The organism is Geodermatophilus sp. SYSU D01045, assembly GCF_054050295.1.
In genome coordinates, this window is record NZ_JBJGZB010000001.1 from 201,644 (window position 1) to 225,808 (window position 24,165).

Sequence of the window (24,165 nt, forward strand, 5' to 3'; positions counted from 1 at the left end):
GTGCGGACACCGGGAACGGGGGCCCGGACGGGCGAGCTGCTGCGCAGGCCCTGGGTGCAGCGTGCGGTGCGGGCGGCGCTGGCCGCCGCGCTCGCCTGGCAGGTGGCGGTGCTGCTGCCGCCGCCGTTCCCCCAGTACGCGTACTACGCCCCGCTCGGCGCGGTCGTCGCCGTGCACCCCACGGTCGCCGACTCCGCCGGCGCGGCCTGGCGGACGGTCCTCGCCATCCTGCTGGGCTTCGGCCTGGGCGTCACGGTGCACCAGCTCACCGCCGAGGCGCTGCCCGGCGCGCTCACCATCGCGCTGATCGTGGCGCTGGCCGTGGGCGTCGAGCAGTGGCGGGTGCTGCAGGAGCACGCCAGCTGGGTGAGCTTCGCCGCCGTCCTCATGCTCACCGTCGGGACGGCGGCCGACCCCGCGCGCTACGCCGTCGCCTACGCCGGGCTGACCCTGCTCGGCGCGGCGATCGGCGTCCTGGTCACCACCGTCCTGTTCCCGCCGATGCAGCTCACCGCGGCCGTCCGGGCGATCGCGACCACGCGGGCGCTGCTGGCCCGGCACCTGCACGACATCGCCGGCGGCCTGCGGCACGGTGAGCTGCCCGCGCCGGGGGCGTGGGAGGGGCCCCGCCGGGACCTGGACGCCGCGCTGGACCGGATGCGGGCGGCCGAGGCCGTCGTCGAGCGCGCCCGGCTGGCCAACCCGCGGGCGCGGCGCTGGGGCGGCACCGCGGCGCGGGTCCGGGAGGAGTCGCGGGCCCTGGACCGGGTCGCCGTCCTCGTCGACGACCTGACCACGCTCGTCGCCCACCTGCCCCCGCACCGCCGGGGCATCGACCGCATCGACGGCGGGACCGGCTGGCTGCTGGCCGACGCCCTCGACGGCCTCGCCCGGCTGGTCCGCGCCCCCGGTGGTGCGGGGGGCGGGGACGACGCGGTCCGGGACGCCGGTGACGCACTGCGGCGGCTCACCGCCCTGCTCCGCGACTCCGCCACGGCCGACGACGAGGGGGTCGTCGCCCTCGGCGCGGTCGCCGTCGGCGTCTACCGCTCGCTGGACACGCTGCGCGGCCGGACACACGCCGTCGACGCCTGAGTCCCGTCGGGCGTGGCGGTCGCAGGCCGTACCGCCACGCCGCGGAGCCGGAACGCGGACGACCCGGGGGCTGGACCGCCGCCGCGCCGTCCCCCTGGGATGAGCCGCGCCGGACTCCCGAGACCGCGGAGGACGCCGTGCGCCCGACCCCGCTCCCCCGCCGCACGCTGGTCGGCGCCGTCCTCGCCGGGAGCCTTGCGGCCGTGCTGCTCGCGTCCCCCGCCTCCGCCACCGCCGCGGGGCCGACCGCCCCGGCGGCCGCGCCGCCGACGGTCGAGGCGCCCGCCCCCTACGTCGCCCAGGCGGTCTGCGACCCCGCACCGAAGCCCGGCACGCGCGACCTGGCCGACGCGCTGCTGGCCCACTACGGCGCCGGCAGCGTCGGCATCTCCCGCGACTGCGCCGTCGGCGGGCCCAGCGAGCACAAGGAGGGCCGCGCCCTCGACTGGATGCTCGACGCGGGCGTCCCGGCGCAGCGGGCCGTCGCCGAGGGGTTCCTGGCGTGGCTCGCCGCGCCCGGCCCCTCCGGCGAGTCCGCCTGGGCGGCGCGGCGGCTCGGCGTCATGTACGTCATCTGGGACCGGGAGATCTGGTCGCCGGGCCGGGGGTGGCAGCCGTACGACGGCGCCAGCCCGCACACCGACCACGTGCACGTCTCGCTGTCGTGGGCCGGGGCCATGGGTGCCACCTCGTGGTGGACCGGCGTCGCCGCCCGCGTCGACACCGGCCCGTGCACGCCCGTCCCGGCGCGCGGCGACCTGCCGCCGTGCGCGCCCGGCGCCGAGCAGCCCGCACCGAGCACCGCCGCGGCCGCCGAGCCGCAGGAGGACGCGGGAGAGCCCGAGGCGGAGGCCCGCGCGCTGGCCGAGCTCGCGGCGCTGCGGGAGGAGTCGCTGGCCCGGGTGCCCCTGGACGGCCGGTGGGTCGCCCAGCTCGCGTCCAAGGACGTCGGCACCACCGACCCGCTGCAGACCGCGCAGGACGGCTCGCACACCTTCTCCGCCGTCGACGTCCTGGCCGAGAGCCGGGCCGGGCTGGCCACGGTGACCGACCCGTCGGCGCTGTACGTCCTGCAGGGCACCGACTTCGGGCGGCGGTCGACCGCACCCGACGGCGACCCCTGGTGGATCACCGTGGTCGACACCGGCGCCGCCGGGCGGGCCGACGTCGAGGCGTGGTGCGCGGCCACCTACCCCCAGCTGCACGGCGCGGAACTGGTCAACGCCTGCGTGCCGCGCCGGCTCACCCCGCCGCACGACTGACCCCGGCCGGTCCCGGGTCCCACGACCCTGGGCCGCCCGGCGTCGGCTCCCTACGCTCCGCCCGCATGAGCGGTCCGGTGCTGATGGCCGTCGACGACGACCCGGCCCTGCTGGGCGCCGTCGGGCGGGAGCTGTGCAGCCGGTACGAGCGGGACTACCGCGTCCTGTGCCTGGGGTCGGCGGACGAGGCACTCGCCTCGCTGGACGAGCTCGCGCAGGCCGGCGAGGAGGTCGCCCTCGTCCTCGCGGGCGAGACGGTCTCCGGCGCCCCGGGCACGGAGCTGCTGGCGGAGGTGCGCAGCCGGTTCCCGGACGCCGAGCGCGCGCTGCTCGTCCCGTGGGGGCACGTCGGGGACCCGGGCACCGGGGACGCGGTCCTCGAGGCGATCGCCCGCGGCCGCATCGACCACTACCTGGTGCGGCCGGCGTCGCCGCCGGACGAGCAGTTCCACCAGGCGGTCTCGGGGTTCCTGCTCGCGTGGGCGCAGACGCGGCACCGCGCGCCGCACACCATCGACGTCGTCGGGGAGACCTGGAGCGGGCGGGCGTACGAGCTGCGCGAGGTGCTCGGCCGCTGCGCGATGCCGCACCGCTTCTGCCTGGCGGACTCCGACGAGGGCCGCGCCCTGCTCACCGACCGGGAGCACCGGAGGCTGCCGCTGCTGGTCATGCCCGACGGGACGGTGCTCGAGGACCCCACCGACCTCGACATCGCGCAGTCGGCGGGGACGGCGATCGACCCGTCCGGCGACCGGTACGACCTGGTGATCGTCGGGTGCGGGCCCGCCGGCCTGTCCGCGGGCGTGTACGGCGCCTCCGAGGGCCTGCGCACGATCGTCGTCGACTCCGGCAGCATCGGCGGCCAGGCGACCTCCAGCTCGGCGATCCGCAACTACCTGGGCTTCCCCCGCGGCGTGACCGGCGGGGAGCTGGCGCGCCGCGCCTACGAGCAGGCGTGGCTGTTCGGGGCCCGGTTCGCGTTCATGCAGGAGGTCACGGACCTGGTGCGGGAGTCCGACGGCATCGTCGTCTCGCTCGCCACCGGCGGGGTCGTGGTCGCCCGTGCGGTGGTCCTCGCCCCGGGCGCGAGCTACCGCCGCCTCGGGGTGGAGTCGCTCGAGGCGCTGCGCGGGGCCGGCGTCTCCTACGGCGCCGCGGCGTCGGAGGCCCCGCTGGTGGCGGGCGAGGAGGTCTACGTCGTCGGGGGCGCCAACTCGGCCGGGCAGGCGGCGCTGCACCTGGCCCGGTTCGCGGCGCGGGTCACGCTCGTGGTCCGGGCCGCGTCGCTGGACGCCGGGATGTCGCACTACCTCGTGCGCCAGGTCGAGGGCACCCCCGGCATCGAGGTGCGGACCGGCACCGAGGTCGTCGGCGGGGGCGGCGACGGCCGGCTCGACCACCTCGTGCTGCGCGACCGGGCCAGTGGCGCGGTGGAGACGGTGCGCGCGCACGCGCTGTTCCTCCTGATCGGCGCCCGGCCGCACACCGACTGGCTGCCGCCGGCCGTCGAGCGCGACCCCGGGGGCTTCGTCATGACCGGGCCGGACGTGAGCGCCGGCGCGGCCCGCGCCCTCGGCCGTCCCCCGCTGCCGCTGGAGACCAGCGTCCCGGGCGTCCTCGCGGCCGGCGACGCCCGGCACGGGTCGGTCAAGCGCGTGGCCTCCGCCGTCGGCGAGGGCTCGATCGCGATCCGGCTGGTCCACCAGCTCCTCGCCGCCTGAGCCGCCGCGCACCCGTCAGGACGGCGAGCTGCGCCAGCCCCGCGCGTGCAGCCGCTCGGCGCCGTCGAGCAGCAGGTCGAGGGCGAAGGCGAACTCGAAGTCCTCGTCGCACCCCTGCCCGACGCCGGACAGGTCGCCGCCGGTGGCCGCCGTGGCGATCTCCAGCACGTGCGGGAACCGCCGCGCGAACTCGGCGGCCACCGCCTGCCGCTCCTCCGGGGTCGGCTCCGGCGCCTCGTCGTCGCGCGGTGCGTCGAACAGCTCCGGGCTGAAGCCCCAGATGCGGTTGCCGAGGGCGTGCATGAGGTGGTGGGTGAGGTCGACGGAGAACCCGCCGGCCCGGAAGGTGCCGGCGACGGCGTCCATGTGGCCGAGGACGGCGGGCGTCCGGTGGGTGCGCGACTCGATCGCCTGCCGCGCCCAGGCGTGCCGGAGCACCGCCCGGCGGGCGGAGAGCAGCCGCTGCCGGACCGCGGTCCGCCAGTCCGAGCCCGGGCCGGGCTCCTCGAACTCCCCGATGACGACGTCGACCATCCCGTCGAGCAGCTCGTCCTTGTCGGCGACGTGCTTGTACAGCGCCATGGGGACGACGCCGAGCTCCTGGGCCAGCCGCCGCATGCTCACCGCGGCCAGGCCGGCCTCGTCGGCGAGCGCCACCGCGGCCGCGAGGACGCGCGCCCGGTTCAGGGGCTCCCGTGCCATCCGACCCTCCTGCTTGACGGGTGTACGGCGTACACCGTACCGTCCCCGCCGTCGGTGTACGCCGTACACCACCATCGGAGGGAGCAGCAGGTCGTGAGGGAGTCCCGCGGAGCCGCCGTCGTCACGGGCGTGTTCTTCCTGGTCGCCGCGGTCACCGCGGTCGCGGCGCTGGCGCTGTACCAGCCGCTGCTCGGCGACCCCGGGTACGTGCTGGGCGCCGGCGCCGACACGCAGGTGCGCTGGGGCGCGCTGCTGGAGGTCGGACTGGCCGCGGCGTGCATCGGCACCGCGGTCACGGCCTACCCGGTCGTCGAGCGGCACGGCCGGGCGCTGGCCCTCGGCTACGTGTGCGGGCGGCTGCTCGAGGCGGCGGTGATCGTCACCGGGATCGTCAGCGTCCTCGCGGTGGTCGCGCTGCGGCAGGGCGACCACGACGCGTCCCTGGTCGGCGTCGCCCGCGGGCTGGTGGCCCTGCACGACGCGACGTTCCTCGTCGGCCCCGGCCTGGTCATCGGCGTCAACACGCTGCTGCTGGCCACGCTGGTGTACCGGGGCCGCCTGGCACCCCGGTGGATCGCGGTGACCGGCCTGGTCGGCGGCCCGGTGGTGTTCCTCTCCTCGACCGCGGTCCTGTTCGGCCTCCACGACCAGGTGTCCGCCGTGGCCGGGCTCGCCGCCCTCCCCGTGACCGTCTGGGAGATGGGCCTCGCGGTGTACCTGATCGCGCGGGGCTTCCGCAGCCCCGCGGCCCCCGTGCAGTCCGGCCCCGCCCGGCCGGTGCCGGTCCCGGCCTGACGTCGGTCAGTGCACTTCCAGCACTGCCCGCAGCCGGGCGAGGTCGGCGCGGTTGGCCCGGCGGACGGCGCCCGCCAGGAGCGGCGCCACCCACTGGGAGAACCCGTGCGGCCGGCCGCGGTTGCGCAGCACCATCCGGGTCCGGCCGTCGTCCAGCGCCTCCCAGGCGTAGGTCGTCTCCATGGGGAAGGGCCCCTGAGCCGTCCGCATGACCAGTCGCTCGCCGGGCACCAGCTCGGTGACCTCGTAGGTGTAGGCGAGCCGGCGGCCGAGGAAGCGGGCGACGAAGTCCACCCGGGACCCGACCGCGACCGGCGGCGCGGTCCGCCAGTCGACCGACTCGATGTTCGCGTACCACCCGGGGGCGTTCGCGGGGTCCCCGGCGTAGGCGGCCACCTCCGCCCGGGGACGGCGGATGACCGTCTCGGTACGGACGTCGACCTGCCGGCCCACGCCCGGCATGATCCCGCCGCACCGGACCGGGCGCGAGGGGTCCGGCCGCCGGCCGGAGCCGCCCGGGGGTCCTGCGGCCACGGGACCCCTGGGTGTGCGGCTACGGGCTCCGGACGGTCTCGCCCGCCGGCGACGTGGGCCCTCGCGGCGCCGGCGGGGACACGCCCGGCCCGGGTGCCGCGTCGGCCACCGTCGGGGTCGCGGGGACCTGCTCGCCGGCGCGCTGCATCTCCGCCATGGCCTTGATCATGTCGGTGAACTGCTCGGCGTCCGGTGGCACGAACCGCTCGGCGGTGGGGACCTGTGCCAGCACGCGCAGGAACTCCTCCAGCTCCGTCCCGCTCGCGACGGGGAGGTGCGAGGAGAAGATCCGCCGGGGCTGGATCTGCCGGACGCGGTCGAGGACCCGGCCGAACTCGGCCTCGTCCGTGATGTGCACCCAGGGCGAGTCCGCCGTGGCCCAGCCGATCATGCCGCCCGCGAGGGCCTCCGGGGACACGTCGGCCGCGTCCTGCGTGGGCTCGGGGAGCAGCGCCCCGAAGGCGTCGACGGTGAACAGCGCCCCGGTGGAGCGGTCCAGGATCCCGAGGGACATCGGGTTGTCGAACAGCGGCGGGGCGACCGCGGTGAGCGTGCGGTCCCCCACGTGGATCTCGTCGCCGGCCCGGATGGCGTGCACGCGCTCCATCGGGACGGGCCACCACGTCGACATGCGCAGGGCGGAGAACCCGTGCGTGACCAGCCGCGCGTTCGGGGCCGCCTCCATGATGCGCTGGACGTTCCCGGTGTGGTCGGCGTCGTCGTGGGTGAGCCACACCCACTTCAGGGCCTCCAGGTCGACGATCGAGCCGACCGCGTCGAGGAACTGGTCCGCGTCGACGGCCAGGCCGCTGTCGATGAGGACCGGTTCCTCGGACGTGATCAGGTAGGCGTTGATCGGGAGGACGCCGACCCCCGGCAGGGAGAGGTTGGTGGGCAGGACGTGGACGTCGGCCTGACCCCGGTAGGGGCTGTCCATGGGACGCCTCCGGTGGTCGCGCTCGGTGGCCGCCTCCTCGGCCGCCCCGAACGTAGGGCGGCTCCCCCGGCACCCACCAGGGTCCTTGTCCTCGGAGGACGCACGGGAGGGACGCCGCTAGCCGAGGCCGTGGTGGTCCACCAGGAGCCCGCACCGGCGGCACCGCTCCTCGGGAGGGACGTCGGACCAGGAGCGGTCCCCGACCGGGTCGAGTCGGTCGGCGGGCACGCTCCCGCAGAACGACGAGCCGTCGCCGTCGACGGCGTGGACGGCGCCCGGACCGCGGAGTTCCCCGCGCGCGGTGCCGGGACGCAGGACCGGGACGCCCCCGGCCTCCGGCGCGGGGGCGGGCGGCCGGCCGGTGCGGACCCGGACGGTGCAGCCGTCGGTGGTGAGGAGCGCGACGTCGACCTCGGCGAGCCGGCAGCTGAGCCACAGGCCGAGCCCGGCGCCGGCCGCGCTGTCGGGGGCGGGGACCAGACCGGTGAGGGGGTCGGCGGGCCCGGGGCCGGTGTCGTGCACGTGCACGACGACGCGGCCGTCCCCGGTCCAGGCCCGGACGGTGGTGGGCGGCCGGCCGTACAGCTGCGCGTTGACGACGGCCTCGGACAGCGCGAACAGCAGCTCGTCGAGCGCCGTGGCGCCGACCAGGTCCTGCACGGCGTCGCGGACGCGGCGCCGGGTCTGCTTCAGCGAGACGTCGGTCAGGTCGACGACCGGCGCCGTCCGCTCCAGCGGGTCGACGGCCGGCGGCAGCCCCTCGAACTCGGCGACGTCCTGGTACCGCGGGCTGGCGCCGGCGCCGCCGTCCGGGGTGACCAGGCGGGGGTGGGTGCGGCCGACGACCTCGCGCACGGCGTCCGGCACGGTGGTGGCGTCGTACAGGCAGCGGCTCCACACCGGGTAGTCCTGCCAGACGACGTTGACCGCCGACTCGTACCGGTCCCAGCCCTCGAACCGCCCGCCGTTGCCCTCGTGCGGGACGTCGCCGGCGATCCGGACCTGCCCCGCGCCGGCGGCCACGTGCCGCTCGAACTGCTGGCGGTACGCCTCGATGGCGCGCGCGGGCGAGGCGTAGAGGCTCGCGTCCTCGATGAAGGTGACCCCGTCCGGCCGGGGCAGCGCCGCCCGGAGCAGGTCGCACTTGCGGCTGTCGTACCCGATGACCACCGGCTCGCCGACGGTGGTGCCCTGGGTCACGAAGGGCACGATGAGCGCCAGGAACTCGTCGTCCGACGAGTAGAAGCCGGCCTCGTGGAAGTTGCCGGTCCGGCCCCGTGCGGCACCCGTTCTCATGACTCCGCTCCCACGTCTGCGAGCCGCAGGTAGGACGCCGGCAACAGGTCCAGCAGCCGGGCCGCGAACGGCGGGGTCGATCTGATGGTCAGACGTACCCCGGTCCGGCGGACGTAGTCGTCGAGGGTCCGCAGCAACCGGTGGTCGACGTACTCGACGTCGCCCATGTCGACGACCAGCGTCCCGGTGTCGGCTCCCGCCCCCAGGCGGGCCAGCACCCGCCCGAGCGCGGTGACGGCGACCGGGTCGGTCTCCCCGGTGAGGCCGAGCGCGCCGTCGGTGCGGGCGGAGACCCCCAGGGCCGGCTGCCCGGACGGATCGGGGGCGTGCAGTGCGGCGAACTCGGTCACGAGGTCGATCCCGAGGTCGGTCGAGAAGCCGCACAGGGCCGACATCGGGTGGTCGGCCATGTAGCGCCCCACGAGGAACTCGTACCGGGCGAAGGCGTCCCGCTGGTGCGGGGGGCGGAGCAGCTCAGAACCCTCCGCGCTGACCCGCAGCCCCCGGAAGCCGTCGGCCAGGGCCCGCTCGGTCGCCGCCGCCCAGTGCCGTACCACCTCGCCGGCCCGCACCGGACCGCCGGATCCGTACACGTCACCGAGCGTCAGGACCTGGAGGCTGCCGCCACGCTGCAGCCGTTCGAGGTCCCCGAGCCCGGCGAGGTCCTCCGCCGCTCCCTCGGGGGACCCGGAGGCGACGTAGACCACGCGCAGGCCGTCGCGCAGGCCCTCGGCGAAGAAGGCGACGACGCGGCGGCGGTACTCCGCGACGTCGTCGTGGAGGACGCAGAGGTGACCTCGTGCACCACGGCTCCGGACGGAGCCGGCGTGACCCGATCCGGGCACGGGTCCACGCTACGCCGCACGACCCCGCCCGGCCTCCCGGCCGGGGCCCTCGCTCGGGCCCGCGCGGCAGGCCGCTCAGACGGTCTCGGGTACCCGCAGGTGGGCGAGGACGAGCTCCATCTCGGCGACGTCGACCACCTCCCGGCCCATCGCACGGACGGACTCCTCGCGGAGGGACCGGGCCTGTTCCCGGGAGGCCTCGAGCGCGTCGCGGTCGTCGAAGGTGACGGTGCCCACCGCCAGGTCGCTGTCGTGGTCGACCAGGAGGCTGAGGCTGCAGAAGCCCGGCATCTGCTCGATCCGCGGCATCGTCGTCGAGCGGTAGACCTCGAGTGCCCGGTCGATGCCCGCGAGGTCCCCGCGCGTCCAGGTCAGCCGCGCCCAGGCGCCGTCGTGGGTCTCGTGCGCGCGGTGCAGGACCGCGATCTGCCACTCCCGGACCTCCGGCTCACCGCCGAACACCCCGACCAGTTGCACGCGCATCGGGCGCACCTGCGCGGCGCTGGAGCGCATGGCCCGTTCGTCCTCCCAGGCGGAGGTGACGATGCAGCGGCCGGCGTCCCGGTCGACGAGCATCGAGAGGCCGACGAAACCGTCCACGTGCCGCATCACGGGCAGCACCTCGTTGCGCGTGTAGGTGATGCCGGCGTCGACGCGCTCCGGGTTGCCGCGGATGGTGGTGGTCCGGGCGTACATGCCACCGCTCCTCTCTCGAGCAGGCGGCGGTGCCCCTGCGGCATCGCCGCGCGGCCCACTGTCCCCGCCTCCCGCCGCGCACGACAGAGCCGAGCGTCCCGCCCGGCGGGCCCCTGGCCGTCGACGGGGCCCGCGACAGCCGTGCGACGGAGCCCCTCCCGTCCTGCCCACGCGGCACGGTCGCCGACGACCGGCTCGGCTCTGCCGGCCTGGAGGACGTGATCCGCCCCGTGGTGGCGGCCCCCGCGGCCGTCCCCCCGGAGCCGGGGGCGGCTCTCCCTCCCCCGGAGCCCCTCGTGGTGCGAGCATGACGCCGGCTGCGCCGGTAGCGCACAGGGAGATCCCATGGCAGATCCCGAGGTCCTCGAGCCCCTGGTCCTGACCGCGATCGAGGACTACTTCCGCCTCCTCCAGGCGCACGTGCCCGCGGAGGAGATGCTGGCGGAGGTCCTGACGGAGGACTTCGAGACGGGGTTCGTCGGCGGCCGTGTGTGGCGCGGGCCGGACGGGCTGGCCGACTTCCTCGCCTCCCGGTCGGTGTTCTTCGACGAGTCCCACGAGGTCCTGCAGGTGATGGACGCCCGGCGTACCTCCGAGGACGAGCTGACGGCACGGACCCGGCTGCGCTTCTTCCTGCGCCGCCGGCTCCCCGAGGCCGCGGTGAGCGAGGAGTTCACCGGGCAGGCCTTCCACACGTGGCGGTTCCGCCGGGACGCGGCCCCCGGACGCTGGCGGGTGAGCGCCCAGATGGTCGACGGCTTCGCCCTCCTCGACGACAACGCGGCCGCCCTGTTCTCCGCGCCCGCGGAGGGCCTGCGCACGTGACGCCGCCCCGGCGGTCCTGACCGGGCGCGGCCGCGGTCGAGGTCGTTGTCGCCCGCGCCTCCGCGCTGCGACACTGGCCGGGCGCGACGAGGGGGCGGTCGTTCATGACGACACCCGGGACCCTGCGGCGGACGCTGCCGTTCCTGCCCGTGGCCGGGGCGCTGTTCTGCATCCAGCTGGACTTCTTCTCGCTCGCCCTGGCGCTCCCGACCATCGCGGCCGACCTCGGGTCGACCACGACGGACCTGCAGTGGCTGCTGAGCGGTTACATGATCGCCCTGGGGTCGCTGCTGATCCCGGCCGGACGATCGGGTGACGTGCTGGGACGGCGTCGCGTGCTGCTGCTCGGCACCACCGTGTTCGCGCTGACGTCGCTGGTGTGCGGGCTCACCTCGGCGGTCCCGGTGCTGATCGCCGCCCGCGTGGCGCAGGGCCTCGGCGCCGCCATGATCATGCCGACGGCGCTGGCGCTGGTGACCAACGCGACGACCGAGGGCGAGCGGCCGCGGGTCACCGGCACCCTGCTGGGCATCGCCGGCGTCGGGACGGCGCTGGGCCCGGTCGTCGGCGGCGTGCTGGCCTCGGAGGTCAGCTGGCGGTGGGTGTTCCTGCTCAACGTCCCCATCGCCGCGCTGGCGTTCTGGGGGGTCCGGCGACTGCCCGAGTCCCGCGACGAGACCGGGCCCCGCACGCTCCGGCAGCTGGACTGGTGGGGCGTGGTCTCGGTGGTCGGGGGGCTCGCCCTCGTCAGCGTCGCCATCGACGACGTCGGCGCCGAGGGCTGGGCGAGCCCGGTCACGATCGTGCCGCTGGTGGCCGGCTCCGCGCTGCTCGCGGTGTTCGCGGTGGTGGAGACGCGGGTCCCGGCACCCCTGGTGCGCCCGTCGCTGGTGCGCGACCGGGTGTTCGTGGTGCTCACCGTCGCCGGCACCGTCGCCAACATCGGGGCCTGCGTGTTCATCGTCCTCGCGACCCTCGAGCTGCAGGACGTCCGGGGGCTGTCCGCGGCCGCCGCGGGACTGGTCTTCCTCGCCTCCTCGGTCGGGCTGGCCTCGTGCGGGCCCCTGGCCGGGCCGCTCTCCGTGCACTTCCCGGCGGGGATCGTCATGGGGGTGGCCGTCCTGCTGGCCGCGCCGGCGCTGGTGCTGCTGGCCGTGGCCGGCCCGCTGCCGCTCTACGTCGTCGCGCTCGCGCTCTGCGGCGTCACCACCGGCATGGGCTTCTCCCTCGGCCAGGTCGCCGTGCAGAACGTCCTGCCGCCCGCGCGCTCCGCGGAGGGCACGAGCGTGCTCCTCACCGTCCTCATCAGCGTCGGCGGCGTCGGCGTGGTGGCCGCCACGGCCGTCGTGGAGGCCACCGGGGACGGCCGGGCCACGAGCGGCGGCATCGAGCTCGTCCTCGGCGTCCTCGCCGCCGTGCTGCTCGTGACCGGGATCGTCACGCTCGTCACCGAGTCGCGGAGGCTCCTCGCGGCGCGAGCGACCGGTCGCACCCCGCTCCCGACGTAGCGCCGGCCGCGCCGGGCCGCGGCACGGACCCGAACCCCCTCGAGGAGCGCAGATGTCCCTTCCCGACGCCGTCGCACCGCCGGACCCCCAGCACGGGCCGGCCGCCGTCGCCCCGAGGACGCCGCCCTCGTCCCGCGCGCGACCGCCGTCGTACCGCGACACCGCGGCAGACCTGCCCCGCCAGCTGGCGAACGCCGTCGTCGACCTGCCGCTCTGCCTGGTCGCCCCGCTGTTCCGGCGCCGGCACCGCACGTGGGGGGCCCGTCCCGAGGAGGTCGCGGCGCCGATGCCCGGGGACGACCTGCTCCCCCGCGCCCAGTACGTCGCCACCCGGGCGATCACCGTCTCCGCCCCTCCGGAGGAGGTGTGGCCGTGGCTGGTGCAGGTGGGGTACCGGCGCGGCGGCTGGTACGCCGACGACCTGCTCGACGACTTCGCGCTCCCCAGCGCCCGGGACGTCGTCCCCGAGCTGCAGGACATCCACGTCGGCCAGCGGCTGGCGATGGTCCCGCGGCCGTCGGAGCGGACGGCGTTCGTCGTCGACGGCTTCGTCGCCCCGGAGTGGCTGCTGTGGCGGACCCCGAACCGGACCTTCGCCTGGCGCCTGGTGCCGCTCCCCGGCGGACGGACGAGGCTGGTCACCCGGCTGGCCACCGTCTACGAGTGGTCGCGGCCGCTGGTCCTGGGCACGGTCGTGTTGATGGAGTTCGGGGACTACCCGATGATGCGGCGCATGCTGCGCGGGATCCGGAAGCGGGCGGAGGCCAGGCACCGGCGCCTGGCACGGGAGTCGCACCGGTAGGGCGGCGGACCCGGCAGCGCACCGGGCGCCGTGGCCACCCTCGGCCGGTGGATCGCGTGCGGGTCCGGGCACGGGCCGGCACGCTCGTGTTCCTCGTGCTCACACCGGGCGTGGTGGCCGGGCTGGTCCCGGGGCTGATCACCGGCTGGCGGATCCCGTGGACGGGCGCCTGGGTCTGGCCGGTCGCGATCGTGGCGGCCGTCGCCGTCCTCGGCGGGGTCGTCGTGCTGCTCGACGCCTTCGCCCGTTTCGCGCGTGCCGACGGGACGCCCGCGCCACCGGTGCCGACCGCGCGTCTCGTCGTCGTGGGGCCGTACCGGCACGTGCGCAACCCCATGTACCTGGCGGTGCTGGCGATCGTCCTCGGGCAGGCACTGCTGTTCGGGAGCTGGGGTGCCCTGCTCCACGCGGGCGTCGTGCTCCTCGCGGTGGTGGCGTTCGTGCGGGGCTACGAGGAGCCGACCCGGGAGCTCCAGTACGGCGACCAGTACCGGGAGTACCGGCGGAACGTCCGGGGGTGGATCCCGCGGCTGCGGCCCTGGAGCTGACGGGCGGAAGGAGGTCTCCAGCCCGCGGACGGCGGAGAGCCGGGGGGCACGACTGTTCGCCGTGTCCCCCGGCTCTCCGCCGGCAGCGGGCCCCGGCATCGGCCGGGACCCAGGGGTGGAGGTGGCGGGAATCGAACCCGCGTCCTGCGACGCATCACCAGGGCTTCTCCGAGCGCAGTCCGCTGCGCCTCTGCTCGACCCTCCCGATCTCACGGACGAGACGGGATGACGGGCCCAGTCGCTGTGAGGTGTCCCGTGCGCGCCCGCGACCGGCACGCACGGTGAGTCATCTAGCTGATGCCAGACACCGGGCCGATGACGGAACCCGGGCTGACAGCGTCACACTCGCTGATCAGGCAGCGAGGGCGTACGCGCGCTGACTCTTGTCGGCGCTTGTGTGTTTTCCGACGCGTGGTTAACGAGCTCATCGTCGGCTTCCTCGGCTCGCTTCCCCTGGTCACCCGACCGCAGTCGAGACCATTCACCCCCTGTGTAGTTGTGCACCCATCGTAACCGGCCTGGCCACCGGGTTGTTCCCCCGACGCCACGGGACGTCGACCACCGGGTGGCGCCGGTCGTCAGATCCAGTCGCGGCGCTTGAAGACGGCGTACAGCGTCAGGCTCACGCCCAGCATCAGCACCAGCGCGAACGGGTAGCCCAGGTGCCACGACAGCTCGGGCATGTCGTCGAAGTTCATCCCGTAGACCGTGCCCACCAGCGTCGGCGCGAACAGGATGGCCGCCCACGCGGAGATCTTCTTGACCTCCTCGCCCTGCGCGATCGAGGCCTCGGTCAGCTCGCGGATCTCGTCGTTTTGCCGCTGCGCCACCAGGGTCGCGTTCACGGTGAGGATGTCGCGCAGCTGCAGCCGGAACGCCTCGATGCGCTCGTTGACCTGCGTGACGTGGTCGGCGACGTCGCGCAGGTAGCTGCGCAGCTCCTCGTCGACGCCGTACTTGTCGAACCCGGCGGTGATCGCGGCGAGGATCCCGGTCAGCGGCTGGGCGGCCCGCTGGAACTCCAGGACCTCCTGCGACAGCTCGTAGATGCGCCGCGAGACCCCGGGGTCCCCGCGGAAGACCTCGGTCTCGATCTCGTCGATGTCGTTGGCGAGGCCCGCGACGACCGGCGAGTACCCGTCGACGACGGCGTCGAGGATCGCGTACAGCACCGCCTCGCTGCCCTTGGCCAGCAGCGCCGGCTCGCTCTCCAGCCGCCGCCGGACGCGGGCCAGGTCCGGCGACTCGGCGTGCCGGACGGTGATCGCGAACTGCCGGCCGAGGAACAGGTGCAGCTCGCCGAACTCGACCTCCTCGGCCGCGTCCAGGTACCGCGCGGCCTTGAGGACGACGAACAGCGTGTCGCCGTAGCGCTCGAACTTGGGCCGCTGGTGGGCCTGGATGGCGTCCTCGACGGCGAGCTCGGGCAGGTCGTACTGCTCGGCGAGCTCCCCCAGCTCCGCGGGCTCGGGCCGGTACAGGCCCAGCCACACCAGCCGGTCCTCGAAGCCCTCGGTCAGCCAGTCGTGGCTCTCCTCCGCCGACGGCGGGGTGGCGATGCGCCGGCCGCTCGCGTAGACGGCGTTGTCGACCAGGCGCGACTGGCGCTCGGGCCGGGGCGGCGCCGGCGGCGGGGACGGCACCGGCCGCAGGACCTGCGGCCGCGGACGGCGGCCGAGGGTGGACAGGGCGGTGAGGGGCGCGAGGCGACGGTCGGCCATGACGGGCTCCCGGGGGACGCTGGGCGGCGGGACTCAGCGGAGGCCCTCCACGCAGCACCGCCCCGGCGCGCGCGGCACGACCGGGAGCTAGGCGGGGAGGGCCTCGGGACTGGGACTGGGGGGCTCGCTGCGCACGGCTCGCCCTCCCTCCCGTCGACCGGTGCCCGGCATCGCTCGGGCCGTCGTCCATCGTGACACGTGCCCGCGCGGGAGTGCTCGCCGGAGAGGGAGACTTCCCTCTCCGTTCACCCGTCGGACGTCGAGGACCCGGACGTCGAGGACCCGGACGTCGAGGACCCGGACGTCGAGGACCCGGACGTCGAGGACTCAGACGTTGAGGACGAGGTCCACCATCACCGGCAGCAGGACCACGATCAGCAGGGCGCCCAGGACGTCGAAGGAGATGCCCGAGCGGATCATCTTGGTGATCGGCACGACGCCGGAGCCGTAGACGATGGCGTTCTGCGGCGTCGACACCGGCAGCATGAACCCGAAGGACGCCGCGAAGGTCGCCGCCAGGGCGGGCACGAACGGGTTGATGCTCGCCGCCACGGCCACCGGGATGATGATCGGCACGACGACCGCGGCCGAGGCGGTGTTCGACGTCGTCTCGCTGATGACGATCGCCAGGATCACCGCGAAGACCGTGATGGCGAACGTGCTGGTCAGGCCGAGCCAGTCGGCGGAGCTGTTCCCGATGGTCTCGGCCAGGCCGGTGTCGGCGAGCAGCGAGCCGAAGATGATCCCGGTGCCGAACAGCAGGATCGTGCCCCAGTCGATCTTCGCGGCGTCGGACCAGTTGAGGGTGAACTCCCGCCGCTTCCAGTCGGTGGGCAGCAGGAACAGCAGCGACGCCCCGAGGACGGCGATGACGCCCTCGTCCATCCGGTCGCTGATCGTCGTGTAGAGGTCGGACTCCGTGCCGGCGGTCAACGCGATGACGCCGGGGAAGATCCAGCACGCGACGGTGATGCCGAAGGCGGTCAGCGTGTTCTTCTCCGCCCGCGAGACGGGGCCGAGCTGCGCGCGCTCCTGCTGCACGTACTCGTGCACGCCCTCGATCCGCTTGATCTCCGGCCGGTTGAGCAGCAGCAGGACCGCGGCCAGCGCGACGAACATGAGCGCGCAGATCGGCAGCGCCATGAGCATCCAGTCGAGGAACCCGATCCGCTCCCCCGTCGCCTCCTCGATCAGCCCGCGGCCGATCAGGTTCGGCGGCGTGCCGACCGGGGTGATCAGCCCGCCGACGCTCGCGCCGTAGGCCAGCATGAGCATCAGCGCGACGCCGACCCGCAGCCGCAGCGGGTCGAAGTCCGGCCGGACCAGACCCTTGTCCTGCATGAGCTTGGCGATCACGGAGAGGATGCCGATCGCCGTGGGCAGCAGCATCGCCACGGTGGCGGTGTTGGAGACGAACGCCGACAGCAGCGCCGTGATCAACCCGAACGCGATGATCACCCGCGCGGTCGAGGCGCCGACCCACTGCATCGACAGGATCGCCATCGCGAACCGCCGCGCGACGCCGTGCTTGAGCATGGCGGCGGCCAGGATGAACGCGCCGATGAAGGTGAACACCGTCGTCGAGCCGAGCGGCGCCACCGCGTCGTCGGCCGGCACCACCCCGAGGACGACGATCGCGCCGACGCCGATGAGGCCGCCCACCGGGATGGGCACCGGCTCGGTGATCCACAGGACGATGACGCCCAGCAGGATCGCGGCGAGCATGTGCTGGTCACGGGGCAGGTCCAGCGGCAGCAGCGCGAAGACGATCGTCACGACCGGGGCGAGGAACAGCCCGACGGTCCGGCGGCCCTTCTCGAAGCGCTCCTCGGCGGGGCTGAGCTGCTGCTCGCCCAGGCTGCGGTAGGTCGCCGTGCCGCGGAAGGCGGCGTCGACGTCGGTGCGCTGCGGAGGACGGTCGGTCGTGGTCATGGCAGCTCCCCGGTGGTGTGACCTGGAGCACACGATAGGGAGCAACGGGTCAGCCGGGAACCTCCCCGTCCGGTGGGGGCACCTGCAGCGCGACCAGGAAGCGGGCGACCATCGCGTAGCCGCCCACCAGCGCGGTGAGCTCGACGACCCCGCGGTCGTCGAGGTGCGCGCGCACCGCGGCGAACACCGGGTCGGGGACGGTGACGGCGCGGGCCGAGGCGTCGGTGAAGGCCAGCACGGCGGCCTGCGCCGGCGTCCACACCGGCTCGGCGGTGGCGTCGTCGGCGCGCAGCACGCGCAGGTGCAGGTCGGTGAGCCCGGCACGGCGGGCGATCGGCTCGTGCGCGGCCCACTCGAACTCCGCGCCGGCGAGCACGGCGATCCGCAGGACCACCAGTTCCCGCAGGTCGGCGGGGAGCGTGGTGGCGCCCCGCAGCGCGCCGAGCAGCGCGTTCCAGCCCTCGGCCACCGGCGGGCTGTGCAGCAGCAGCCGGTCGAGGGTGGAGAGGTCGCCGCCGCGCCGGGCGCGCAGCAGGTCCGCCGTCGGCCCCTCGCCGGGCGCCTCGGGCAGCCGCGGGGTCACCGGCCGGCGAAGACGCCGGAGGGGTAGGCGCCGTTGGCGACGAGCGTGGCCGACAGCCGCTTGCCGAGCTCGACCACCCGCGCCGTCCGCTCCGGGCCCAGGTGCGCCCACGGCGTGGTCCCCAGGGCGTCGGTCTCGGCCTCGAGGTCGGCGCGCAGCCGCTGCCCGGCCTCGGTGAGGCGGTCGCCGTCGAGCAGGCCGCGGCCGGCCAGCCGCGCGGCCGCGGCGGCCCAGTCCTCGTCGCTCCAGCCGCGGGTGGCCTTCGCCGACGCGGGCAGGAAGCCGCGACCGGTGGCGGTGTGGGTGACCAGCGCCTCCAGGCCCGACAGGCCGTGGCGGACCAGGACGGCGACGTGCCCGTCGCCGCGCCACTCGCGCAGCAGCGACGCGGCGTGCCAGAGCCGGGTGACCGGGTCCTCCGGCCAGGGCAGGTCGGCGTGGCCGGCGTACAGCGGCCGCCCCTGCGCGGGGAGCACCGAGCAGGCGTCGGCGAGCAGGTCGCCGAGCTCGGTGACCTCCGGGGCGGCCGCGGCCTCCTCGCCGCCGAGCAGCCGGGTCAGCGAGGCGCGGGCGGAGGCGAACCGGGTCTCCACCACCTGCGCGGGCGAGGCCAGCGTCCAGGCCCGCGGGATGTGGCGGGCCACGATGGCCGGGGAGAAGTTGGAGAAGGTCGCCGTCACCACGCCCGGGCCGACGGCGCCCATCGGGGCCGCGCGGCCGGCGAAGTAGACCATCCGCCCGGGCCGCAGGCCGATCGCCGTCAGGTGCTGCTCCGTCTCCGGCACGAAGTACACGTGGTTGTGCAGCGGCTCGACGGCGCGGTGCGCACGGCCGACGAGGGCGGGGTCCAGGACGGGCTGATCGGCGGTGACCATGCGGGCGACCCTAGCGAGCGGCCCGGGCCGCCCGGCGGTAGAGCAGGTAGTCGCCGTCCTCCCCCGCCGGCGCGAAGCCCGCGGTCTCGTAGAGGGCGCGGGCCGGGTTGTCCCGGTGCACGCCCAGCCGCACCTCGGCCAGGCCGGCGGCCGCGGCGTCGGCGGCGCAGGCCTCGAGCAGCCGCCGCCCGTGGCCGCGCCGGCGGAACGGCGGCAGCACCTGCACGGTCACCACCAGCGCGGCCCCGTCGTCCGGGGTCCACATGACGAACCCGGCGGGCTCTCCCTCCACCTCCAGCACGGTGGTGCGGGCCAGGTTGGCCCGCCACAGCGCCCGGTTGCGGTCCAGCGCGGCGGTCCAGGCCGCCTCCTGGGCCGGCTCGACGTCCCGGACGTACGCCCGCTCGGCCGCCTCGACCAGCGGCAGGTCCGCCTCCCGCGCCGGGCGCGTCACCCGGCGACCGGCGGGACCGGGAACGCCCAGGCGTGGTGGGTGCGGGTGACCCGGAAGCCGACCCGCTCGTAGAGCGCGAACGCGCCGGTCGTGTTCTCGGTGTCGACGTCGAGACGGGCGGCGCGGCAGCCGCCGGCCGCGGCGCCGGCCAGCGCGGCGGCGATGGTCGTGCCCGCCACGCCGCGCCCGCGGGCGCCGGGCAGCACGCCGATCTGGCCGAGGTGGACGGTGGGGATCCCGGTGGCGCGGGTGTCGGCCTCGTACACGTACGCGAGGACGTACCCGGCGACGGCGCCGTCGCCGTCCAGCGCGAGCACCGAGAGGTCGGGCCGGAACGCCCGCACGCCGGTGAACCAGGTGCGCCAGGCGGTCTCGTCGCGCTCGGTGGAGCCGTGGTGCTCGGTGAACGCGGCGTTGTGCGCGCGGCGCACCTCGTCGTCACGGTCCCAGGTGAAGGGCACCAGCTCGATCCCGGCGGGCGGGACGGCGGCGGGCAGCGCGTCGAGCGGGCGCTCCATGGTGGCGAACAGCCGCTCGACCGCGAAGCCCCGGCGCTGCAGCAGCCGCTCGAGCGAGGTCATCGCGGGCCAGGCGCTGACGACGAGCCGGCCGGGCAGCCCGGGCGGCGCGAACGCCGCGTGCTGTGCGGTGCCGCGGCGCACCTGCCAGTCGACCAGCGCCCGGCCGATGCCGCGCCCGCGCCAGTCCGGGTGCACCCGGCCCTCGGCCCAGACGCGCAGCGCCTCGCGGCCGCCGCGCTGGGAGATCGACGTCGTCCAGGCCACCAGCCGCCCGTCCCCGGTGACCACGGCCCGGCCGTCGGAGGGCAGGTCGACCAGCTCCCGGCCCCACCACTCGGCCAGGTCGCCGGTGTCCTCGTGCTCGCCGGTGTCGTCGACGGCCTCGGCGGCCGCGAGCAGGTCGGCCGCGGCGGGGGCGTCGTCGAGGGTGAGCGGGCGGGCGGTCAGCCCGCCGGGCAGGCCGGTCACGTCGGCGGCGAGCACGTCGGTCACGGGCGGTCAGGCTAGGCGGGCTCCCCCGGCGCGGGCGAGCGGGTTTCCACGTGGGTGAACAGGCAGAAGGGGTGGCCGGCGGGGTCGGCGTAGATCCGCACGAGCTCGTCCGGGTCGTCGTAGCCGCCGATGCGCCGGGCGCCGGCCTCCTCGGCGAGCGCGCAGGCCGCGTCGAGGTCGTCGACCTCCAGGTCGAGGTGGACCTGCATCTGCTGGGTGCCCGGCTCCGGCGGCCAGACCGGCGGGACGTGGTCGCGCTCGAGCTGGAAGGACAGCCCGGTGCCGCCGTCGTCCGGGCGCAGCGTGGCCCACTCGGGCCCGTCGTCGCGGATCGGCCAGCCGAGCAGCCGCTGGTAGAAGCGGGCCAGCCCGCGCGGGTCCGGGGTGCCGAGGACGGGGGCGGTCAGCCGGATCACCGGGCACCGATCCCGAACAGCCGGGCGCCGTTGTCGTGCAGCACCGCGCGCAGCCAGTCGTCGCCGAGGTCGAGCCGGGCCAGCGCGGCCAACTGCTCGGCGTAGGGGTACGGGATGGACGGGAAGTCGCTGCCGAGCAGCACCTTGTCCCGCAGCGCGGCCAGCCGCGGCAGGTCGACGCGGTCGAAGGGCATGAGCCGCTCGGTGAAGGCGGTGGCGAACATCGTGGTGTCCAGGTGCACCCGCTCGTACGCCTCGGCGAGGTCGAGGAAGTCCCGGTACTCGGGCATGCCGAGGTGCGCGATCACCAGCTGCAGCCGCGGGTGGCGCTCGAGCAGGCCGGCCGCGGGCCCGGGGCCGGTGTGCTCGCCGCGCAACGGACCGGAGCCGCAGTGGATGACGACCGGGGTGCCGGTCTCCTCCAGCCGCGCCCACACCGGGTCCAGCAGCGGGTCGCGCGGGTCGAACGCGCCGACCTGCACGTGCACCTTGAACACCCGCACCCCGCGGTCGAGCGCCTCGGCGACGTAGTACGGCGCCTCGGGCTCCGGGAAGAACGTGGCCGAGCGCAGCACCTGCGGGTGGGCGTCGGCGAAGTCCGAGGACCAGTCGTTGAGCCAGGCGGCCATCCCGGGCTTGTGCGGGTACGGCAGCGTGGGGAAGGCGCGGACGCCGAGCCGGTCCAGGACGGCGAGCCGCTCGTCCTCGGGCAGCGCGTAGGCCACCGGCCACCCGGTGCCGTAGTGCGTCTCCGCCGCCTCGAAGTACGACCACACCTTGGCCTGCACCCGCGGCGGCAGGAAGTGCACGTGGACGTCGACCAGGCCGGGCAGTCCCAGCTCGCGCCAGAACCGCGGGACGTCGTCGTCGTCGACCGGGGGATCGCAGCTCACCCGAGCGAACGTAGCGCCGGCCCGGGGACCGGGCTCACCGGTGCGGTCCGACGGCGGCGCAGGTGGCCAGCTCGAACACCGCGCGCAGCCGCGGGAACAGGTCCGGCGCGCTGTCCGGCGTGAGCTGCCCGGTGACCGAGACGGTGACCGTCCGGGCGCCGTCGGCGGTGGCGGCGGCGAACTGGGTGTAGCCGGCGGTGTTGCCGGTGTGCCCGAAGACGGTGCCGCAGCGGGTGTCGTACCGGAACAGCCCGAGGCCCGCGGCGTTCTCCCCCGGTCCGGGCGGCTCCGACGACCCCGGGCGGAAGGTGGACTGCTCGGCCCGGGTCGCCGGGTCGGTGAACGCGCCGCGGACGTCGGCGCCGACGAACCGGGCGAGGTCGGCCGGGGTGGACACGACCCCGCCCGAGGCCCACGACCAGCCCGCCGCGATCGCCGTGCTCACGTCCTCGGGCGGCTGCTCGGAGACGTCGTAGCCGTGCAGGTACGGGCTCGGCAGGTCCGGGCCGACGGGGAGGCCCGTGGCGGTCAGGCCGGCGGGCCGCAGCACCAGCGCGGCCAGCACCTCGGCGTAGGGGCGGCCGGTCCCCGCCTCGACCACGAGGCCGGCCAGGACGTTGTCGGAGTTCGAGTACCGGTACTCCGTGCCGGGGGCGAACAGCAGCGGCTCGTCCTCGACGTACGAGAGGAGCTCCCGGGGCGGGGGTGGGTCCTGCAGCGACGCCAGCAGCGCGTCCACGAAGGCCTCGCTCCGGCTGAAGTCCGGGAGGCCGCTGGTGTGCCCGAGCAGCTGGCGCAGGGTCAGCGCCTGCCAGGCCGGGGGCAGGTCGTGCCGCCAGGTGCCGACGGGCTCGTCCAGGGAGAGGACGCCGCGGGACACCAGGGCCAGCACCGTGGCGGCGTTGTACGCCTTGGCCACGCTGGCGACCCGCATGGCGTCCCCGGCCGCGGGCGGGCGCCCGGTGGCGAGGTCGGCGACGCCGGCGGTGAGGACGTCGAGGTCCCCGCCGCGGCCCAGCGTCACGACGGCCCCGGGCGGGCCGCCGGGCTGCTGGACCAGGTCGGTCAGCGCGGCCCGCAGCGCCCCGGCGTGCGGCGCCGGCGCGGGATCGGCGACCGCCGTCGCCGGCACACCGGCCAGCGCCACCGCCGTGACCAGCGGGACCAGCAGGGACAGCGCACGCCGCGACCCGGGCATGCGGGCAGGCTGCTCCGCGTCCGCGCCACCCCGGTAGGCCGCCGCCCGGGGAGCCGGCCGCCACGCCGGGTGCACTCAGCGGAGCGTGACGACGACCTTCCCGCGGACGTGCCCGCCGGCCACCAGGTCGTGGGCCTCGGCGGTGCGCTCGAGCGGGAACGCCCGGGCGATCGACACCCGCAGCTGGCCGGCGTCGGCCATCCGGCCGAGCTCCTCGAGGTCGTGCCGCTCCGGCCGGACGAACACGTACCGCCCGCCCATCTCGTTCACCGCCGGGTCGACGACGCCGGCGATCCGAGCGACGTCACGCACCTGCTTGGGGGCGTCGGTGAGCGCGTCGCCGCCGTTGAGGTCGAGGACGGCGTCGACCGGCTCCGACAGCTGCGCGCTGATCGGCCCGGCCGAGTAGTCGAGCACCTCGGCGGCGCCGGCGTCGCGGAGGAAGCCGTGGTTGCGCGGGCTGGCGGTGCCGATGACGTGCGCGCCGAGCGCGACGGCGATCTGGACGGCGAAGAAGCCGACCCCGCCCGCCGCGCGGTGCACCAGGACCCGGTCCCCCTCGCCGACGTCGAGCGTCTCGGTGAGCGCCTGGTAGGCGGTCAGCCCGGCCAGCGGCAGCGCCCCCGCCTCGGCGAACGACAGCGACTCCGGCTTGCGCGCCACGCAGCGCTGCGGCGCGGGCACCAGGTCGGCGGCGGTCCCCCACTGCACGTCGTCGCGGCGCAGGTAGCCGAACACCTCGTCCCCGGGGGCGAGGTCGTGCACCGCGGGCCCGACCGCCTCGACGGTGCCGGCGAGGTCCCATCCCGGCACGATCGGGAAGTGGTGCGGGAAGGCCCCGGCCAGGTGCCCCTCGCGGATGGCGACGTCGACCGGGTTGACCCCGGCGGCGTGCGTGCGGACGAGCACCGTGTCCGGCCCGACCGGGGGCTCGGGCAGGTCGTCGCGCAGGGTCAGGACCTCGGACCCGCCGAACCGGTCGTACGCGACGCCCCTCAACGCATTCCCCTCATGCCTGCCCGATCACCTGCGTCCCTTCACGTAGCGGCCGAACGCCCGCTGGATCTCCCGCCGCGAGTCGCGCTCGGCGAGGTCCTGGCGCTTGTCGTAGGACTTCTTGCCCTTGGCCAGCGCGAGCGTGGCCTTGACCTTCCCGTCCTTGAAGTACAGGTCCAGCGGCACGAGCGTCAGGCCACCCTCGCGGGTCTTGCCGATCAGCTTGTCGATCTCCTCGCGGTGCATGAGCACCTTGCGCTTGCGGCGCGGGGCGTGGTTGGTCCAGGTCCCCTGCGTGTACTCGGGGATGTGCACGTGCTGGAGCCACACCTCGCCGTCGTCGACGGTGGCGAAGCCGTCGACCAGCGACGCCCGGCCGGCGCGGAGGCTCTTCACCTCGGTGCCGGTGAGCACCAGGCCGACCTCGTAGGTGTCGAGGATCGAGTAGTCGTGCCGCGCCTTCTTGTTCTGGGCGATGAGCTTGCGCCCCTGTTCACGCGGCATGTCCCCAGGTTACT

At 75.6% G+C, this 24,165-nt stretch carries 25 protein-coding genes and 1 other RNA gene; 8 read left to right on the forward strand and 18 right to left on the reverse strand.

The window, feature by feature from the left end; all coding sequences use genetic code 11:
• From ACI798_RS01085 to ACI798_RS01095, 3 genes are all read left to right on the forward strand, one after another.
• Positions 1-1,095: an FUSC family protein gene (locus tag ACI798_RS01085; RefSeq protein ID WP_456941299.1), complete on the forward strand. Its 1,095-nt coding sequence runs from the start codon at positions 1-3 to the stop codon at positions 1,093-1,095.
• A 137-nt stretch (positions 1,096-1,232) separates the two neighbouring features.
• On the forward strand, positions 1,233-2,357 hold the full coding sequence (locus ACI798_RS01090) for a hypothetical protein (protein WP_457046956.1): 1,125 nt from the start codon (positions 1,233-1,235) through the stop codon (positions 2,355-2,357).
• 65 nt (positions 2,358-2,422) lie between these two features.
• Positions 2,423-4,078, forward strand: coding sequence for an FAD-dependent oxidoreductase (locus ACI798_RS01095; protein WP_456941297.1), 1,656 nt, complete (start codon positions 2,423-2,425; stop codon positions 4,076-4,078).
• A gap of 15 nt (positions 4,079-4,093) precedes the next feature.
• On the opposite strand, the gene ACI798_RS01100 is transcribed toward ACI798_RS01095, so the two are convergent.
• Entirely contained in the window at positions 4,094-4,780 is a 687-nt protein-coding gene (locus ACI798_RS01100; protein ID WP_456941296.1) for a TetR/AcrR family transcriptional regulator, read from the reverse strand.
• 93 nt (positions 4,781-4,873) lie between these two features.
• Between ACI798_RS01100 and ACI798_RS01105 the strand changes: the two genes are divergently transcribed.
• Entirely contained in the window at positions 4,874-5,575 is a 702-nt protein-coding gene (locus tag ACI798_RS01105) for a DUF4386 domain-containing protein (protein ID WP_456941295.1), read from the forward strand.
• Positions 5,576-5,581: 6 nt separating this feature from the next.
• Here ACI798_RS01105 and ACI798_RS01110 read toward each other — a convergent pair whose 3' ends face one another.
• The 5 genes from ACI798_RS01110 to ACI798_RS01130 all read right to left on the reverse strand — a co-directional run bounded on the left by ACI798_RS01110 (position 5,582) and on the right by ACI798_RS01130 (position 9,883).
• On the reverse strand, positions 5,582-6,028 hold the full coding sequence (locus tag ACI798_RS01110; protein WP_457046957.1) for an SRPBCC family protein: 447 nt from the start codon (positions 6,026-6,028) through the stop codon (positions 5,582-5,584).
• Positions 6,029-6,128: 100 nt separating this feature from the next.
• Positions 6,129-7,046 (reverse strand): oxygen-binding di-iron domain-containing protein, encoded by a 918-nt coding sequence (locus ACI798_RS01115; protein WP_456941293.1) that lies wholly within the window; start codon positions 7,044-7,046, stop codon positions 6,129-6,131.
• A 117-nt stretch (positions 7,047-7,163) separates the two neighbouring features.
• Positions 7,164-8,342: an anti-sigma factor RsbA family regulatory protein gene (locus tag ACI798_RS01120; RefSeq protein ID WP_457046958.1), complete on the reverse strand. Its 1,179-nt coding sequence runs from the start codon at positions 8,340-8,342 to the stop codon at positions 7,164-7,166.
• Complete coding sequence (locus ACI798_RS01125) at positions 8,339-9,187, reverse strand: MEDS domain-containing protein (protein ID WP_456941291.1); 849 nt, start codon at positions 9,185-9,187, stop codon at positions 8,339-8,341. Before ACI798_RS01125 ends, ACI798_RS01120 begins: the two co-directional genes overlap by 4 nt.
• Before the next feature lie 75 nt (positions 9,188-9,262).
• Positions 9,263-9,883 (reverse strand): hypothetical protein, encoded by a 621-nt coding sequence (locus ACI798_RS01130; RefSeq protein WP_457046959.1) that lies wholly within the window; start codon positions 9,881-9,883, stop codon positions 9,263-9,265.
• A gap of 345 nt (positions 9,884-10,228) precedes the next feature.
• Here ACI798_RS01130 and ACI798_RS01135 point away from each other — a divergent pair, with 345 nt between their 5' ends.
• The 4 genes from ACI798_RS01135 to ACI798_RS01150 all read left to right on the forward strand — a co-directional run bounded on the left by ACI798_RS01135 (position 10,229) and on the right by ACI798_RS01150 (position 13,566).
• Positions 10,229-10,708, forward strand: coding sequence for a hypothetical protein (locus ACI798_RS01135; protein ID WP_457046960.1), 480 nt, complete (start codon positions 10,229-10,231; stop codon positions 10,706-10,708).
• A 104-nt stretch (positions 10,709-10,812) separates the two neighbouring features.
• On the forward strand, positions 10,813-12,216 hold the full coding sequence (locus ACI798_RS01140; RefSeq protein ID WP_457046961.1) for an MFS transporter: 1,404 nt from the start codon (positions 10,813-10,815) through the stop codon (positions 12,214-12,216).
• Between the two features lie 52 nt (positions 12,217-12,268).
• Positions 12,269-13,018 carry a hypothetical protein gene (locus ACI798_RS01145; RefSeq protein WP_457046962.1) on the forward strand — a complete coding sequence of 250 codons (750 nt, stop codon included), beginning with the start codon at positions 12,269-12,271 and terminating at the stop codon, positions 13,016-13,018.
• A gap of 47 nt (positions 13,019-13,065) precedes the next feature.
• A complete protein-coding gene (locus ACI798_RS01150; protein ID WP_457046963.1) occupies positions 13,066-13,566 on the forward strand; it encodes a methyltransferase family protein in 501 nt (166 codons plus the stop codon).
• Positions 13,567-13,679: 113 nt separating this feature from the next.
• Here the strand turns inward: ACI798_RS01150 and ssrA are convergent.
• The 12 genes from ssrA to smpB form a co-directional block, all read right to left on the reverse strand.
• Positions 13,680-14,055, reverse strand: a transfer-messenger RNA (tmRNA) gene (gene ssrA / locus ACI798_RS01155).
• A gap of 89 nt (positions 14,056-14,144) precedes the next feature.
• On the reverse strand, positions 14,145-15,287 hold the full coding sequence (locus tag ACI798_RS01160; protein ID WP_456941285.1) for a magnesium and cobalt transport protein CorA: 1,143 nt from the start codon (positions 15,285-15,287) through the stop codon (positions 14,145-14,147).
• Between the two features lie 327 nt (positions 15,288-15,614).
• A complete protein-coding gene (locus tag ACI798_RS01165; RefSeq protein WP_456941284.1) occupies positions 15,615-17,219 on the reverse strand; it encodes an SLC13 family permease in 1,605 nt (534 codons plus the stop codon).
• A 49-nt stretch (positions 17,220-17,268) separates the two neighbouring features.
• Positions 17,269-17,802: a carboxymuconolactone decarboxylase family protein gene (locus ACI798_RS01170; protein ID WP_456941283.1), complete on the reverse strand. Its 534-nt coding sequence runs from the start codon at positions 17,800-17,802 to the stop codon at positions 17,269-17,271.
• Complete coding sequence (locus ACI798_RS01175) at positions 17,799-18,677, reverse strand: SCO6745 family protein (RefSeq protein WP_457046964.1); 879 nt, start codon at positions 18,675-18,677, stop codon at positions 17,799-17,801. The genes ACI798_RS01170 and ACI798_RS01175 overlap by 4 nt, the downstream gene beginning before the upstream one ends.
• A gap of 10 nt (positions 18,678-18,687) precedes the next feature.
• The gene (locus tag ACI798_RS01180; RefSeq protein WP_456941281.1) at positions 18,688-19,131 is read right to left on the reverse strand and encodes a GNAT family N-acetyltransferase; all 444 of its coding nucleotides are present in this window, start codon (positions 19,129-19,131) and stop codon (positions 18,688-18,690) included.
• Positions 19,128-20,144, reverse strand: coding sequence for a GNAT family N-acetyltransferase (locus tag ACI798_RS01185; RefSeq protein ID WP_457046965.1), 1,017 nt, complete (start codon positions 20,142-20,144; stop codon positions 19,128-19,130). The genes ACI798_RS01180 and ACI798_RS01185 overlap by 4 nt, the downstream gene beginning before the upstream one ends.
• Positions 20,145-20,155: 11 nt before the next feature.
• Positions 20,156-20,560 carry a VOC family protein gene (locus ACI798_RS01190; RefSeq protein ID WP_456941279.1) on the reverse strand — a complete coding sequence of 135 codons (405 nt, stop codon included), beginning with the start codon at positions 20,558-20,560 and terminating at the stop codon, positions 20,156-20,158.
• Positions 20,557-21,453, reverse strand: coding sequence for an amidohydrolase family protein (locus ACI798_RS01195; RefSeq protein WP_456941278.1), 897 nt, complete (start codon positions 21,451-21,453; stop codon positions 20,557-20,559). The genes ACI798_RS01190 and ACI798_RS01195 overlap by 4 nt, the downstream gene beginning before the upstream one ends.
• Before the next feature lie 34 nt (positions 21,454-21,487).
• On the reverse strand, positions 21,488-22,651 hold the full coding sequence (locus ACI798_RS01200) for a serine hydrolase domain-containing protein (RefSeq protein ID WP_456941277.1): 1,164 nt from the start codon (positions 22,649-22,651) through the stop codon (positions 21,488-21,490).
• A 75-nt stretch (positions 22,652-22,726) separates the two neighbouring features.
• On the reverse strand, positions 22,727-23,650 hold the full coding sequence (locus tag ACI798_RS01205) for an NADP-dependent oxidoreductase (RefSeq protein WP_456941276.1): 924 nt from the start codon (positions 23,648-23,650) through the stop codon (positions 22,727-22,729).
• Positions 23,651-23,674: 24 nt separating this feature from the next.
• Complete coding sequence (gene smpB / locus ACI798_RS01210; protein ID WP_456888337.1) at positions 23,675-24,151, reverse strand: SsrA-binding protein SmpB; 477 nt, start codon at positions 24,149-24,151, stop codon at positions 23,675-23,677.
• Positions 24,152-24,165: the final 14 nt, after the last annotated feature.

Excerpts from the sequence above, each read along its gene's own strand:
- ACI798_RS01165 (WP_456941284.1), bottom strand. The coding sequence starts at position 17,219 with ATGACCACGACCGACCGTCCTCCGCAGCGCACCGACGTCGACGCCGCC.
- ACI798_RS01145 (WP_457046962.1), top strand. The coding sequence starts at position 12,269 with ATGTCCCTTCCCGACGCCGTCGCACCGCCGGACCCCCAGCACGGGCCG.
- ACI798_RS01130 (WP_457046959.1), bottom strand. The coding sequence starts at position 9,883 with ATGTACGCCCGGACCACCACCATCCGCGGCAACCCGGAGCGCGTCGAC.
- smpB (WP_456888337.1), bottom strand. The coding sequence starts at position 24,151 with ATGCCGCGTGAACAGGGGCGCAAGCTCATCGCCCAGAACAAGAAGGCG.
- ACI798_RS01095 (WP_456941297.1), top strand. The coding sequence starts at position 2,423 with ATGAGCGGTCCGGTGCTGATGGCCGTCGACGACGACCCGGCCCTGCTG.
- ACI798_RS01115 (WP_456941293.1), bottom strand. The coding sequence starts at position 7,046 with ATGGACAGCCCCTACCGGGGTCAGGCCGACGTCCACGTCCTGCCCACC.
- ACI798_RS01135 (WP_457046960.1), top strand. The coding sequence starts at position 10,229 with ATGGCAGATCCCGAGGTCCTCGAGCCCCTGGTCCTGACCGCGATCGAG.
- ACI798_RS01120 (WP_457046958.1), bottom strand. The coding sequence starts at position 8,342 with ATGAGAACGGGTGCCGCACGGGGCCGGACCGGCAACTTCCACGAGGCC.
- ACI798_RS01100 (WP_456941296.1), bottom strand. The coding sequence starts at position 4,780 with ATGGCACGGGAGCCCCTGAACCGGGCGCGCGTCCTCGCGGCCGCGGTG.
- ACI798_RS01175 (WP_457046964.1), bottom strand. The coding sequence starts at position 18,677 with ATGGTCACCGCCGATCAGCCCGTCCTGGACCCCGCCCTCGTCGGCCGT.
- ACI798_RS01200 (WP_456941277.1), bottom strand. The coding sequence starts at position 22,651 with ATGCCCGGGTCGCGGCGTGCGCTGTCCCTGCTGGTCCCGCTGGTCACG.
- ACI798_RS01160 (WP_456941285.1), bottom strand. The coding sequence starts at position 15,287 with ATGGCCGACCGTCGCCTCGCGCCCCTCACCGCCCTGTCCACCCTCGGC.
- ACI798_RS01140 (WP_457046961.1), top strand. The coding sequence starts at position 10,813 with ATGACGACACCCGGGACCCTGCGGCGGACGCTGCCGTTCCTGCCCGTG.